Source organism: Microbacterium sp. ZW T6_19 (assembly GCF_044987465.1).
Lineage (GTDB): Bacteria > Actinomycetota > Actinomycetes > Actinomycetales > Microbacteriaceae > Microbacterium > Microbacterium natoriense_A.
Genome location: NZ_JBJDRH010000001.1, coordinates 315258 through 328763, shown reverse-complemented (window position 1 = coordinate 328763; position 13506 = coordinate 315258). Strand labels below are relative to the sequence as shown.

The following is a 13506-nucleotide window of genomic DNA, read 5'->3' as shown; positions in this document are numbered from 1 at the left end:
GCGGATCAGATCGCGGCTTCCCGGCGGCGGACCCTCGCGACGAGCAGCACCAGCGCGCCGATCGCGAGCAGAGCGAGCGCCCAGCCCAGCCCGGTGACAACGCCACCTGTGGTCGCGAGGACCTGCAAGTCGACGGATGCCGTCGCCGCTGCCGTCACGGTGACCGCGCCTGCGGCGCCGCTCACGGTCGCGACGTTGACGACCTTGCCCGCGGCGACGTCCGCCGCGGTGAGCGCATACGTCACGGGTCCGCAGTCGGCCGCCGCGCCAGGAGCGAGGTCTGCGATGTCGCAGTCGATCGCGCCGCCGAGCATGGGGTCCGTGATCACGATGCCGGTGAGCGTACGGGAGCCCGTGTTGGTCACCGTGAAGCGGAACTTCACCGTGTCGCCCGCGTTGATCCTGCCGTCGCCGTCGGCGTCGGCGTAGTCGCCACCCGTCTTGGTGAGCGCGATGGCCGGCTGCGCCTCGATCGGCGTCACCACGGTGTCTTCGATCGTGGGCGGCTCCTCGCCGGTTCCGGTGCCCGTCGCGGTGGCGGTGTTGATGATCTCGCCGGCGTCGACCTCGGCCTGCGTGAGCACAGCGGGCTCGCCCGCGCACACCGTGGAGGCGCCGGGCGCGAGCTCGGTCGTGTCGCACACGATGTCGCCGGTCAGCCGAGGATCGGAGACCGAGACGCCCGTGAGCGTCGTGGTTCCGGTGTTCCTGACGGTGAACGTGTAGGCGATCGTGTCGCCGGCGTCCGTGCGTCCGGTGCCGTTCGCGTCCACGATGGCCGCCGCCGACTTCAGTAGGGAGAGCGCGTCCGTGCCGATCACCGCGACGTCCGCCTCATCCGTGGCCTCGGCTGCCTCTCTCCATGACTCGCCCTCGACGCTCGCCGTGTTGTGCACGGTTCCGGCGTCGACATCCGCCTGCGTCAGCGCGTAGTCGATCGGGCCGCAGGTGGCGTCCCGACCGGGCATCAGCTCGAGCCCGTCCAGAGCGGGGCAGTCGAGCTCTCCGCCCAGCAGCGGGTCCGTCAGCACGATGTTCCGCAGGGCCGTGGTTCCGGTGTTCCTGACCGTGAACGTGTAGGGCACGGTGTCGCCCGCGCCGACCATGCCGTCGGCACCCGGGTCGATGGAACCGGGGGTCTTGGTCAGTGCGATCGCCGTCGTGCCGGCGAACATCACCTCGGCCGAACCCTCGTCGCCGACCTCGCCGATCGGGCTGTCGCCGGTCGCGGTCGCGGTGTTCGGGCGACGCTCCGCCTCGATGTCCGCCTGGGTCAACGCGTAGGTGAAGGGGCCGCAATCGGCGCTCGCACCCGGCAGGAGCTCAGCGATCGTGCACAGGGCACCGGTCCCGAGGAGCGGATCGGTCACGGCGACATCAGTCAGGGTCGTGTTACCGGAGTTCTGCACCGTGAACGAGTAGTCGATCGTGTCGCCGGCGCCGACGAAGCCGTCGTCGTTCGCATCGGTGACCTGACCGGCCTTCTTGGTCAGCTCGATGCCGGCCGTCTGATCGATGTCCGCCGACGCGGACGCGGTGTCCTCGACGAAGCGGTTGTCGGGTCCCTGAGCGATTGTCGAGGCCGTGTTGCGCACCACCCCGTTGTCGATGTCGTCCTGCGTGAGCGTGTACGCCACCGGGTCGCATGTCACGGACTGTCCCGGCGCCAGCACTGCGCCCTCGAGCGCGTCGCAGGTGACTGCTCCCCCGAGCATCGGGTCGTCGATCTGTCCGTTGTGCAACGTCGTCGTCCCGGTGTTGGTGAGCGTGAAGGTGTACTGGATCGTGTCGCCCGCGTTCACCTGGTTGTCGCTGTTGATGTCGACGACCGTGCTCGGGGTCTTGGTGAGGCTGACGCTGTTCACGCTCGGGACGATCACGTTCGCCTCCGCATCGTCGGTCGCGGTGCCTCGAGCGGACTGTCCTGTGACGGTCGCCTCGTTGTGCACGGTGCCGTTGTCGATGTCCTGCTGAGTGAGCGTGTAGGTCACCGGCGCACAGGTGACCTCGGCTCCGGGCGCGAGCGGTGCGCCGAGCGCCGCACAGGTGACGGCGCCGCCGAGCTTCGAGTCGGTGATCTGCGTGCTCGTGAACGTGGCGTCTCCCGTGTTGCGCACGGTGAACGTGTACGCGACGGTGTCGCCCTGGTCGATCCTGCCGTTGCCGTTCGCGTCGACCGGAGCGGCCACCGCCTTCTCGAGCTCGATCCGCGGGGTTCCGGCGACCGGGACCGTGCTGGTCGAGCTGTTGTCGGACGGATCGGGATCGGGCGTCGTCGAGGTCACCGTCGCGGTGTTCGACAGCTGTGCGTCGGGCGTGGCCGGGTCGACGGTGCCGGTCACGGTCGCCGTGAACGTGGCGCCGACGGCGAGGGTTCCGACCGTGCAGTCGAGCTGAGCCGTGGTGATCGTGCACCCGGAGGTGGGCGTCGTCGGATTCAGCAGCGCCGCCGGGAGCGGATCGGTGACCGAGACGGCGGATGCCGCGCTCGGCCCGTTGTTCGTAACGACGATCGTGTAGGTGATCGGCGCGTTCAACTGCGCCGGGTTCACGGATGCCGTCTTCACGATCGACAGGTCGGCAGAGGGCGTGCCGTCGATCGTCGATGTACCCGTGTTGTTCGAGGGATCGGGATCGGGCGTCTGCGACGTGCCGGTGGCGGTGTTCGTCACTGCCCCCGTCGCCACCACGCGCGCTGTCACTGTGAGCGTCGCCGACTCTCCGGGGAGCAGCGTGCCCACGGTCCAGCGGGCGTCGGCGGCCGACCAGGTGCCGACCGACGGCGTGGCGTTCACGATGATGAGGCCGGGCGCTGCCGCCTCGTCGACGACGACACCGGCTGCCGTGGACGGACCGTCGTTGCGCACGGTGACGACGAAGCTCGCCTCGCCCTCGAGCGGAACGCTCGGGGTGCTCGTGGTCTTCGTGACCACGACGTCGGCGCTCGGGGTCAGCGGCTTGTCGACGGTCGACGTGTTGTCGGAGGGGTCGGGATCGGGCGTCGGCGATGTGACCGTCGCCGTGTTGCTGAGGGTCCCGGTCGCGCTCTCGGCGAGTGCGCCCTCGATGCGGATCTGCACGACCTGGCCCACGGTCAGGTCTCCGACCGCGCACGTGAGGGTGCTGCCGGAGAGCACACAGCCCGCGGGCGTCGCGCCGATCACGAATCCGGCCGGAAGGGTGTCGCTCGCGACGACCCCGCGCGCGACCGAAGGGCCGCCGTTCGAGAAGGTCAGGGTGTAACCGAATCCGCCACCGGGCACGGCCGAGGCGTCGGCGGTCTTGACCACGCTGATGTCGGCGCTCTGCACGACCTCGACGTCGGCCGAATCGGAGTTGTTCTCGGGGGTCGAGTCCTGGGCGGGCGAGGCCACGGATGCCGTGTTCGTGAGCGTGCCGGCCGGGGCGTCAGCCGCGACCAGAGCCTGCACGGTGACCGTGCTCGACGCACCTTCGGCGAGTGTCGGCCATGTGCACTCGACGCCACCCGACGTCGTCGTGCAGCTGCCGGAGGTCGCCGTCGCGTTGATGACGGTCAGTCCCGTCGGAAGCGTGTCGCTGAGAACGGCGTTGACCGCATCCGAGCTTCCGTTGTTCGTCACCACCATGGTGTACGTGACGGTGCCGCCGGCGGCGACCTGCGCGGCCGATGCCGTCTTGGTCACGGCGAGGTCGGCGATGATCGTCGGGTTGAAGCTGGTGGAGTCGACGTTGTTCGACGGGTCGGGGTCGGGCGTGCTGCTGGTGACGCTCGCCGAGTTCTGCACGACGGCGCTCGCTCCGGAGGCGAGCGCCACGGTGACGGTGATCGTCGTGGTCGCGCCGGGGGCGAGAGTGCCGACGAGGCAGCCCAGGGTCTGCCCCGTCATCGAACAGGAGCCCTGCTGAGGGCTCACGCTGACGAAGGTGGTCGCGGGGTCGAGCGGATCGGTCACGCGCAGGTCGCGAGCCTCGGACGGGCCGTCGTTGTGCACGGCGAGCGTGTAGGTCACGTTCTGCCCTGCTACGGGCGCCGCCGGCGCGTAGGTCTTGACGATCGAGACGTCGGCCTCGGCCGTGAGGGTTCCGGATGCGGAAGCCGTGTTGTTCGAAAGGTTCGGATCGGTGAGGGTCCCCGACACGGACGCCGTGTTCGTGAGCGCTGCGCCGGGGCTCATCGACGCCGAGACGGTTCCCGTGACGGTGATGGTGCTGCTCGCGTTGACCGCGAGGGACCCGAGCGTGCAGCTGATGCTCGCACCGATCGTGCACGTGCCCTGCGCGGGAGTGACCTGGGTCACCGCGAACCCGGCGGGCACGGCATCCGTCACCGACACGCCGGTGGCCGTCTGCGGGCCGTTGTTGGTGACGGTGATCGTGAAGGTCGCCGGCTCGCCGGCCACGAGCGGCGAGGTGTCGAGCGTCTTGGCGATCGCGAGATCGGCCGCCGCATTGACGGGCGTCTGCACCTCATTGCTGGTCGAGGTGCGGTTCTGGTTCACCACTCCGTCGTGGAAGGCGACGTTCGCCTCGTTGAGGACCGTGGTGGCCGCAGCAGACACCGCGACCTTCGCGTCGAACGTGTAGCTCGTGCTCGCTCCCACGCCGATCGATCCGCCGACGGTGGCGCTGCCGTTGTCGCCGAGGCGCACTCGCACCGTTCGGGACCCGGCGGCGTACTCGCCGCGGTCGTCGCCGGACGCATCCGTCAAGGCCCCGGCGCCGGCGCCGGCGGTGATCTTGACCGATCCGGGGACGAAGTCGATCCCGGCGGCCAGCTGGTCGGTCGAGACGGCCTGCGTCGCCGGGTTTCCGCCGTTGTTGACGGTGGTGACCGTGTATCGGAGGACGTCGCCGACCTCGGCCGTGGACCCGCCCCGCGTGAGGTTCGTCACGCTCTTGGTGGTCACGAGGCACGGGCCGGTGCCGAATGTGATGTCGTCGAGGAAGTTGCCGACCGAGGCGTTGCCCGAACCCGCGCTGACCGCCTCGAACCCGAAGCGCGTCACGGTCTGGCCCGCCGGCACGGTGTAGGTGCCCGAGTGCGCTCCCCACGCGGCCGTGGTGTCGGAGAGATTGGGCCCGCTCTGCACGAGCGTTCCCCCCGGGACGCCGATCACGACCCTCATGACGTCGGTGCCCTGGCGCGCGCGGTGCTTGAGCGACCAGGCCAGCGTCTGGCCCGGTGTCGTCGCGACGTCCTGGTAGAGCATGCTGGCGCTGTTCGCGTTGAGTTCGGCGAACTGCCGCCCCTGCGCCGCGGACACGCCCTGGAATCCGCTCGACCAGACCTCGATCTGGTTCGCGCTGTCGTTCGTGAGCCACCCGGGGACCTGAGCCTCGGGTATCAGTCGGTAGGTCGCGTTGCCGATCGCCGGCGATTCGAACGAGCCGTTGGTCAGCGAGACCGTGCCCTGGCACTGCGTCGGGTTCTGCGCCGCCGACGCCGACGTCGGCGCGATTGCCTCGGTCACGACCGTGAGTCCCGCCGTGAGCAGCAGAGTCGACGTGACCGCCGCGATGGTGCGCCGAAGGCGCGCGTGAGCGTGTGAAAACACAGCCGTCCCCTAATTTCTCCCCAGAGGCTCCCCGCATCGCCCGGGCGATGCACCTCTCCGCATCCGACACTAACGGAGTCGTCAGCGCAGAGCCATACTCGTCCCGTGCTCCGATGCGGGATCGAGACCCGATTACGATCGAAGGTGCCCGCCCGCAGGAAGGTCGCCATGCCCGTCTCCACGCACGCCCTCGCCCACGCCGAGGATCTCGCCGACTTCGTCGCCGCATCTCCGTCCAGCTACCACGCAGCCGAGGAGGTGGCCCGCCGGCTCGAGTCGGCGGGTTTCGCCCGGCTTCGCGAAGAGGACGCCTGGTCGGTGCAGCCGGGAGGCCGCTACGTCGTGGTGCGCGACGGCGCCGCCATCGCCTGGACGGTTCCTTCGGATGCCGTCGCCACGACGCCCGTTCACATCCTCGGCGCGCACACCGACTCCCCCGGCTTCAAGCTCAAGCCCCAGCCGACGACCGGGTCGGCCGGCTGGCTGCAGGCGGCCGTCGAGGTCTACGGCGGCCCGCTGCTGAACTCCTGGCTCGATCGGGAGCTTCGCCTGGCCGGGCGCCTCGCCCTCGCCGACGGCCGGGTGGTGCTGGCCGACACGGGCGCTCTGCTGCGTCTGCCGCAGCTGGCCGTGCACCTCGATCGCGAGGCGAACACCGGTCTCGCACTCGACAAGCAGTTCCAGACCCAGCCCGTGTGGGGCCTGGGAGATCCGACGCAGAACGACATCCTCGCGGAGCTCGCCGCGTCCGCCGGGGTCTCGGCATCCGACATCCGCGGGTACGACGTCGTCATCGCCGACTCCGCACGGGGCGCGGTGTTCGGCAAGGACAGCGCCTTCTTCGCATCGGGCCGCCTCGACGACCTCGCCTCCGTGCACGCGGGCGTGGTCGCCCTCTCTTCGCACTCCACGGACGCGGGCCCGATCGCCGTGCTCGCGGCCTTCGATCACGAGGAGCTCGGCTCCGGTTCCCGCTCGGGAGCCGGCGGCCCCTTCCTCGAAGATGTGCTCGAGCGCGTGTACGCCGGGCTCGGCGCGGACTCCTCGGCGCGCCGGCGCGCCTACTCGTCGTCGTGGTGCCTGTCGAGCGACGTGGGTCACTCCGTGCACCCGAACTACGTCGGCAAGCACGACCCCGTCGTGCACCCGGTGCTCGGCTCGGGGCCCATCCTCAAGCTCAACGCGAATCAGCGCTACGCGACGGATGCCGTCGGCTCCGCCGCCTGGCGGGCCTGGTGCGAGAGTGCGGGTGTGCGCCCCCAGGAATTCGTGTCGAACAACAACGTGCCGTGCGGGTCGACGATCGGTCCGATCACCGCGACGCGTCTCGGCATCCGCACCGTCGATGTCGGCATCCCGATCCTCTCGATGCACTCCGCCCGCGAACTGGCCGGCGTCTCCGACCTGCACGATCTGACGCGCGTCGCCGGAGCGTTCTTCGCTGGCTGAGCCTCCGAGGACCGCCCGCCACCACATCGTCGACGCGCCACCGCCGAATCGGCGTGAAGAACATGGTGGCGCGTCGACGATGTGGTGGCAGAGCGGGCGACGCGATGCCGACCGATTCCCCACCGGCGCTTGCGGTGCCAGGATGTGCACATGAGCGACAACAGGAGTGCGCTGATCGAGCGCGCCGGCATCGAGATCATCCCCGAGTCCGACCGGGGCGCGAAGCCCCGCGATCTGTTCTGGCCGTGGTTCGCCGCGAACGTGTCGGTGTTCGGCATGTCGTACGGCTCGTTCATCCTCGGCTTCGGCGTCTCCCTGTGGCAGGCGACCCTCGTCTCGGTGATCGGCATCGTCGTGTCGTTCTTCCTGTGCGGGCTGATCGCGATCGCCGGCAAGCGCGGATCTGCCCCCACTATGGTGCTGTCGCGCGCGGCTTTCGGGGTGCAGGGGCAGAAGCTTCCGGGCATCGTGTCGTGGCTGACCTCGATCGGCTGGGAGACGTCGCTGGCGATCACGGCCGTGCTCGCCACGGGAACGATCCTGCGCACGCTCGGATGGGTGAGTGGGAACGACGACACGGCCGTGAAGATCATCGCGACGATCGCGGTCGCCGCACTGATCGTGGGCGCCTCGGTGCTCGGATACCACACGATCATGAAGCTGCAGTCGGTGCTTACCTGGCTCACCGGTGCGATGACGGTGCTGTTCCTGATCTTCACCTTCCGTCACATCCAGTGGGACGTCGCGTTCTCCCGCCCCGACGGCACCTTCGCGCAGACCGTGGGAGCGCTGGTCATGGTGATGACCGGCTTCGGGCTGGGCTGGATCAACATCGCCGCCGACTGGTCGCGGTATCAGAAGCGCACGGCATCCGACGGGCAGATCATCGCCTGGAACACGATCGGCGGGTCGGTCGCCCCCGTCATCCTCGTCTTCTTCGGTCTCCTGCTCGCGGGATCCGACGACGAGCTGTCGGCAGCCGTCGGCGGCGACCCGATCGGCGCCCTCGCGACCCTGCTGCCGCCGTGGCTGCTGTTCCCGTTCCTGATCGTCGCGATCCTCACGCTCGTGTCCGGCGCGGTGCTCGGCATCTACTCCTCCGGCCTCACGCTGCTGAGCCTCGGCATCCGCATCCCCCGCCCTGCCGCGGCCGCGGTCGACGGTGTCATCCTCACGACCGGAACGATCTTCGTGGTGTTCTTCGCGACGAGCTTCATCGGGCCGTTCCAGTCGTTCCTCATCACGCTGGGCGTGCCGATGGCGTCGTGGGCGGGCATCCTGATCGCCGACATCCTCCGCCGCCGCGCCGACTACGACGAGGCGGCCCTGTTCGACTCGCGCGGACGTTACGGCGCGATCGACGGGCTGTCGATCGGCACCATGCTCGTCGCGACGGCGATCGGCTGGGGCTTCGTGATGAATCAGATCCCCGGCACCCCCTGGAATGACTGGCAGGGCTATTTCCTCGATCTGTTCGGCTGGCGCGACGACTGGGGCTACGCGAACCTCGGCGTGCTGTTCGCCCTCGTGCTGTCGTTTCTCGTGACGTGGTTCGGACGGGCGGGAACGATCCGGCGGCAGGAGCAGGCGTGACGCAGTGGCTGGTCATCATCGACCCGCAGAACATCTTCGCCTCCCCCGAATCGGCCTGGGGATCGCCGTTCTTCGCGGCGGCGATGCCGCGCATCAGCGAGCTGGCCGACGCCTTCGGCGAGCGCGTGATCGTGACGAGATGGATGCCGACAGCCGATCGATCGACCTCGTGGGGCGACTACTTCGCGGCATGGCCGTTCGCTGATCGACCGGCGACGGATCCGCTGTACGACCTCGTCCCCGATGCCGCGCACCTGACTCCGCATCCGACGCTCGATCTTCCGACCTTCGGCAAGTGGGGTACAGAGATCGAGGCGATCGTGGGGCACGGGGCGCACGTCGTTCTTGCGGGAGTGTCGACCGACTGCTGCGTGCTGTCGACCGCACTGGCGGCAGCGGATGCCGGTGCGCACGTCACGATCGCGGCCGACGCCTGTGCGGGGTCGACGGCGGAGAACCATGCGGCCGCGCTCCACGTCATGGGCCTGTACCCGCCGCAGATCACGATCGCCGACACCGCGAGCGTCCTCGCCACACTCTAGATCCGCCCCTCGCCACACGAACCGGAATACTGCCACACTGTCGGTGGGAGGGGTTCCATGAGCACGCACGCCGCAGAAGAGCGCACCGACGACGTCGTCCACCCGAAGAAGCGACGCCGATGGCGGCGCACGAGGATCGCGCTCGGCATCATCGTCGCGGTCGTCGCCGTCGTCGCGATCATCGGATCGATCACACCGTGGCCCTCGGCCATGGTGATCCGCTCGGTGTTCTCGAAGGGCGGGGACGACACCGCCGCCGAGATGGACAAGCACGTCCCCGACACGAAGCTCACCGAGACGCTCGACGTCGCCTACTCGGACCACGGCGTCGACACCACGATGGACGTCTTCTCCCCGGCATCCGCCACGGGCCCGCTGCCGACGATCGTGTGGATCCACGGCGGCGCCTGGATCTCAGGCTCCAAGGAGAACGTCGACCCGTACATGCGCATCCTCGCCGCCGAGGGGTACACGACGATCGCGGTGAACTACACGATCGGCCCCGAGGGCGTCTATCCCCTCGCAGTGCACCAGCTCAACGACGCCCTCGCCTACATCGACGAGCACGCGGACGAGCTCGGAGTCGACCCGACGCAGATCGTGCTCGCCGGGGACTCCGCAGGCGGGCAGCTGGCCAGCCAGATGGCGACGCTGATCACGAACCCCGAGTATGCCGAGATCATGGACATGACCCCCGCGCTCACGGCGGATCAGGTCGTCGCGACGGTGCTCAACTGCGGCGTCTACGACCTCTCGGCGCTCGCCGAGCTCACAGGCCTCGTCGGCTGGGGCTTCAAGTCATCGATGTGGGCGTACGCCGGCACGAAGGACTGGGCCGAAGGCTCGACCGGAGCCACGATGTCGACGATCGACTGGGTCACCGCCGACTTCCCGACCACCTACATCTCCGGCGGCAACGGCGACGGGCTGACCTGGCTGCAGTCCATCCCGATGGCGAAGCGCCTCGACGAGCTCGGCGTCGAGGTCACGACGCTCTTCTGGCCCGCTCCCCACGAGCCGTCGCTCCCGCACGAGTACCAGTTCCACCTCGACACTCCCGATGCACGGACCGCGCTGCAGAAGACGATCGACTTCCTGAACGCGCACACCACGCACTGACGACCTCCGTCTTCCGGCTTCCGGCCCTTGCAGTTCGAGGGACGACACGCCAGATCGGGGGACGAAAGTCGTGTTTCGTCCCCCGATGTGGCGTGTCGTCCCCCGGATCGGAACGGTGCGGAACGGGTGCAGGCGGACGGATGCCGCGCGCGTCACTTCATGGTGTCGAGGATGCCCACCAGATCGTCGAAGGTCGTGAGCGGGTTGAGGATCGCGAATCGGGTGTTGGGGCGGCCCGCGTGCGAACTCGGCACCACGAAGGCGTGCTGCGTGTCGAGCAGTTGATCCGACCAGCGATCGTAGTCGGCGCGGTCCCAACCGTTGCGCTCGAACACCACGACCGACAGCTGCGGGTCGCGCACCAGCGTCAGCTCGGGGCGTCGGGCGATCTCCTCGGCGATGCGCTGCGTGAGCGCGAGCGTCGCGCTCACCGCCTCGCGGTAGGCCGTGACGCCATAGGTCGCGAGCGAGAACCACAACGGCAGGCCGCGGGGACGCCGGGTGAGCTGGATCGAGTAGTCCGAGGGGTTGAAGTCGTCGGCATCCGTCAGCGTGTCGAGGTACTCGGCGTGCTGCGTGTGGGCGCGGCGACCGCTCTCGGGATCGCGGTACAGCAGTGCGCAGCAGTCGAATGGGGCGAACAGCCACTTGTGCGGGTCGACGATCATCGAGTCGGCGCGTTCGACGCCCGCGAAGATGTGCCGGGCCTCGGGCGCCAGCATCGCGGTGAGCCCGTAGGCGCCGTCGATGTGCAGCCAGAAGTCGAACTCGTCCTTCAGGGCGGCGATGCCGGCGATATCGTCGACGATCCCGAAGTTCGTTGATCCCCCGGTCGCGACGACGGCGCACACCTCGTCACCGTGCTCGGCGAGGGCCGCACGCACCCCCTCGGGATGCAGCCTGCCGTCGGCGCCGGCCGGGATTAGCAGCACGTCGGCATCCATCACCTTGGCGGCCGACTTGTTCGAAGAATGCGCCTCGGTGCTGCACACGATCTTCCAGCGCGTCGGGAGCTCCTTGCCCGCAGCGATCAGTCGAGCCTTAGTGGCCTCTCGTGCGGCCACGAGAGCCGACAGGTTGCCGATCGTGCCGCCCTGCACGAAGACGCCGCCAGCGGTGTCAGGCAGACCGAACTCGCGGGCGAGGAAGGCGAGCACCTCGTTCTCGGCGTGCACGGCGCCCGCGCCCTCGAGCCAGCTGCCGCCATAGAGCCCGGAGGCCGAGACGACGAGATCGAACGCGATCGCGGCCATGGTGGGCGCGGTCGGGATGAACGACAGGTAGAGCGGATGACTCGTACTGAGGCACGCGGGGGCGAGCACGTGCTCGAAGGTCGCAAGCGCCCTGGTGGCGCCGAGCCCCTCGTCGGTGATCGTGCGTCCACCCGTCAGCCGGGTGAGCTCACCCGGTGTCTGCGGCTTGTCGAGCGGCACGAAGTCCGACAGCATCCGTCGCCTCGAATAGTCGAGGACGGCGTCGACGATCGCCGTGGATTCGGCCGAAGCCGCGTGCATGCGTTCAGCTGCCATGCGCTTTCCTGTTCTGTGTGGGGTCAGCCGAGGACGGCTGCGAGTGTGCGGCGGGCGAGGTCGGCCCGGTCGTGCGGAGTCCACTTGACCAGCGAGTGGGCGCTCATGCCGTCGACCATCGCGAGCAGCAGCCACGCGGCGGGCTCTGGATCGACGGCTCCTGCGGATGCGCGGCGGATGACGTCTTCGAGTCCGGACTGCCAGAGATCCATCTCATGACGGACCCGCTGCCCGAGCGCCTCGTTGCGAGCGCCGAGCGACCAGGACTGCACCCAGACCAGCGCGACGTCTTCGCGGGTGTCGTCGAGCAGCGTCTCGATCAGGCGCTGCAGGTTCTCGCGGAGGTCCCCCGAGAAGACGAAGCCGCCCAGAACCTCTTCGCGTTCGGCGGCGACGATCTCTCCGAACACCTCGGCGACGAAATCGTCCATCACCGGCCGGTAGTGCGCGATGAGCGCGGGCGTCACTCCCACGCGGCTCGCGACGGCGCGCACGGTGAGCGCGTCGATGCCGCTCTCGCACGCCAGCGCCTTGGCGCCGTCGACGATCGAACGCTCGCGCTCGGCGGGCGGCAGCCGCTTCGCCGCGGCTCTTGACGTGTTGTTCATCACGGGATACCGTAGCACCTGTTGGCCACCCGTTCAATAGGCATCCGCCGCGGTTCCGATCTCGGCGAAGCACGGCACCCCGAGGAGACCCCATGACCTGGCGAATGCCGGCAGAGACCGCCCGCCACGATCGCATCTGGATGGCGTTCCCGGCCGAGGGGCAGACCCTGGGCGAGAACGCAACCGAACGCGAAGAGGGCTACGCCACCTGGACCGCCGTCGCGCACGCCGCCGCCGAGTTCACGCCGGTCTCGATGCTCGTCGACCCAAGCGAGCTCGACAGGGCGCGCCGCATGCTCAGCAAGACGATCGAGATCGTCGAGGCGCCTGTCGACGAGTTCTGGATGCGCGACTCGGGGCCGAGCTTCGTCGTCTCCGACGACGGCCGCCTGGGCGCGGTCGACTGGATCTTCAACGGCTGGGGCGCTCCGGAATGGGCACAGTGGAGCAAGGCCGCTCAGCACGCCCGCATCATCGCGGGCGCCGTCGGGGCCGAGCTCGTCAGCTCCGTGCTGGTGAACGAGGGCGGCGGCATCCACGTCGACGGGGAGGGCACCGTTCTGCTCACCGAGACCGTGCAGCTCGACAAGCGCCGCAACCCGTTCGCCGACCGGCAGCGGGTCGAGGCCGAGATGCTGCGCACGATCGGCGCGACCGCAGCCGTCTGGCTGCCCCGAGGCCTCACCCGCGACTACGACGACTTCGGCACGAACGGCCACGTCGACATCGTCGCGACCATCGCCTCCCCCGGCCGCCTGCTGCTGCACGAGCAGCAGAACCCCGAGCATCCCGACTTCGAGGTCAGCCGGCAGCTGCGTGCGCACCTCGAGCAGCAGACGGATGCCGCCGGCCGCGGCTTCGAGATCATCGGGCTCCCCGCACCCGCCACGCTGCGCGATGACGAGGGCTTCGTCGACTGGAGCTACGTCAACCACCTCGTCACGAACGAGGGTGTCGTCGCCTGCGGATTCGGCGACGAGCAGGCGGATGCCGCGGCCCGCGCCATCCTCGCCGACGCCTACCCAGGGCGCACCGTCGTCACAGTCGACGCACGCCCGCTGTTCGACCGCGGGGGCGGCATCCACTGCATCACCCAACAGCAGCCGTCGCTCTGACCCGACCGCCCGTC

General features: G+C 69.2%; 8 protein-coding genes. 5 read left to right on the top strand and 3 right to left on the bottom strand.

The annotated features are described in order from the left end of the window. Positions 1 to 5: 5 nt before the first annotated feature. Complete coding sequence (locus ACI3KT_RS01330; RefSeq protein ID WP_404902040.1) at positions 6 to 5537, bottom strand: hypothetical protein; 5532 nt, start codon at positions 5535 to 5537, stop codon at positions 6 to 8. A 168-nt stretch (positions 5538 to 5705) separates the two neighbouring features. On the opposite strand from ACI3KT_RS01330, the gene ACI3KT_RS01325 reads away from it, so the two are divergent. The 4 genes from ACI3KT_RS01325 (at position 5706) to ACI3KT_RS01310 (ending at position 10240) form a co-directional block, all read left to right on the top strand. Beyond that, a complete protein-coding gene (locus ACI3KT_RS01325; protein WP_404902038.1) occupies positions 5706 to 6986 on the top strand; it encodes a M18 family aminopeptidase in 1281 nt (426 codons plus the stop codon). Between the two features lie 150 nt (positions 6987 to 7136). Next, on the top strand, positions 7137 to 8579 hold the full coding sequence (locus ACI3KT_RS01320; RefSeq protein ID WP_404902036.1) for a purine-cytosine permease family protein: 1443 nt from the start codon (positions 7137 to 7139) through the stop codon (positions 8577 to 8579). Beyond that, positions 8576 to 9121 carry a cysteine hydrolase family protein gene (locus ACI3KT_RS01315; protein WP_404902034.1) on the top strand — a complete coding sequence of 182 codons (546 nt, stop codon included), beginning with the start codon at positions 8576 to 8578 and terminating at the stop codon, positions 9119 to 9121. Before ACI3KT_RS01320 ends, ACI3KT_RS01315 begins: the two co-directional genes overlap by 4 nt. Positions 9122 to 9178: 57 nt before the next feature. Then, the gene (locus ACI3KT_RS01310; protein WP_404902032.1) at positions 9179 to 10240 is read left to right on the top strand and encodes an alpha/beta hydrolase; all 1062 of its coding nucleotides are present in this window, start codon (positions 9179 to 9181) and stop codon (positions 10238 to 10240) included. 152 nt (positions 10241 to 10392) lie between these two features. On the opposite strand, the gene ACI3KT_RS01305 is transcribed toward ACI3KT_RS01310, so the two are convergent. Together ACI3KT_RS01305 and ACI3KT_RS01300 are read right to left on the bottom strand one after the other, a co-directional pair. Next, a complete protein-coding gene (locus ACI3KT_RS01305) occupies positions 10393 to 11769 on the bottom strand; it encodes a pyridoxal phosphate-dependent decarboxylase family protein (protein ID WP_404902030.1) in 1377 nt (458 codons plus the stop codon). A gap of 23 nt (positions 11770 to 11792) precedes the next feature. Then, a complete protein-coding gene (locus ACI3KT_RS01300) occupies positions 11793 to 12377 on the bottom strand; it encodes a TetR/AcrR family transcriptional regulator (protein WP_307298815.1) in 585 nt (194 codons plus the stop codon). 92 nt (positions 12378 to 12469) lie between these two features. Between ACI3KT_RS01300 and ACI3KT_RS01295 the strand changes: the two genes are divergently transcribed. Then, positions 12470 to 13492, top strand: coding sequence for an agmatine/peptidylarginine deiminase (locus ACI3KT_RS01295; RefSeq protein WP_404902028.1), 1023 nt, complete (start codon positions 12470 to 12472; stop codon positions 13490 to 13492). The last annotated feature ends 14 nt before the right edge of the window (positions 13493 to 13506 follow it).

Coding starts and splice junctions, on each gene's coding strand:
- ACI3KT_RS01325 (WP_404902038.1), top strand. CDS start 5,706: ATGCCCGTCTCCACGCACGCCCTCGCCCACGCCGAGGATCTCGCCGAC.
- ACI3KT_RS01300 (WP_307298815.1), bottom strand. CDS start 12,377: ATGAACAACACGTCAAGAGCCGCGGCGAAGCGGCTGCCGCCCGCCGAG.
- ACI3KT_RS01305 (WP_404902030.1), bottom strand. CDS start 11,769: ATGGCAGCTGAACGCATGCACGCGGCTTCGGCCGAATCCACGGCGATC.
- ACI3KT_RS01320 (WP_404902036.1), top strand. CDS start 7,137: ATGAGCGACAACAGGAGTGCGCTGATCGAGCGCGCCGGCATCGAGATC.
- ACI3KT_RS01310 (WP_404902032.1), top strand. CDS start 9,179: ATGAGCACGCACGCCGCAGAAGAGCGCACCGACGACGTCGTCCACCCG.
- ACI3KT_RS01295 (WP_404902028.1), top strand. CDS start 12,470: ATGACCTGGCGAATGCCGGCAGAGACCGCCCGCCACGATCGCATCTGG.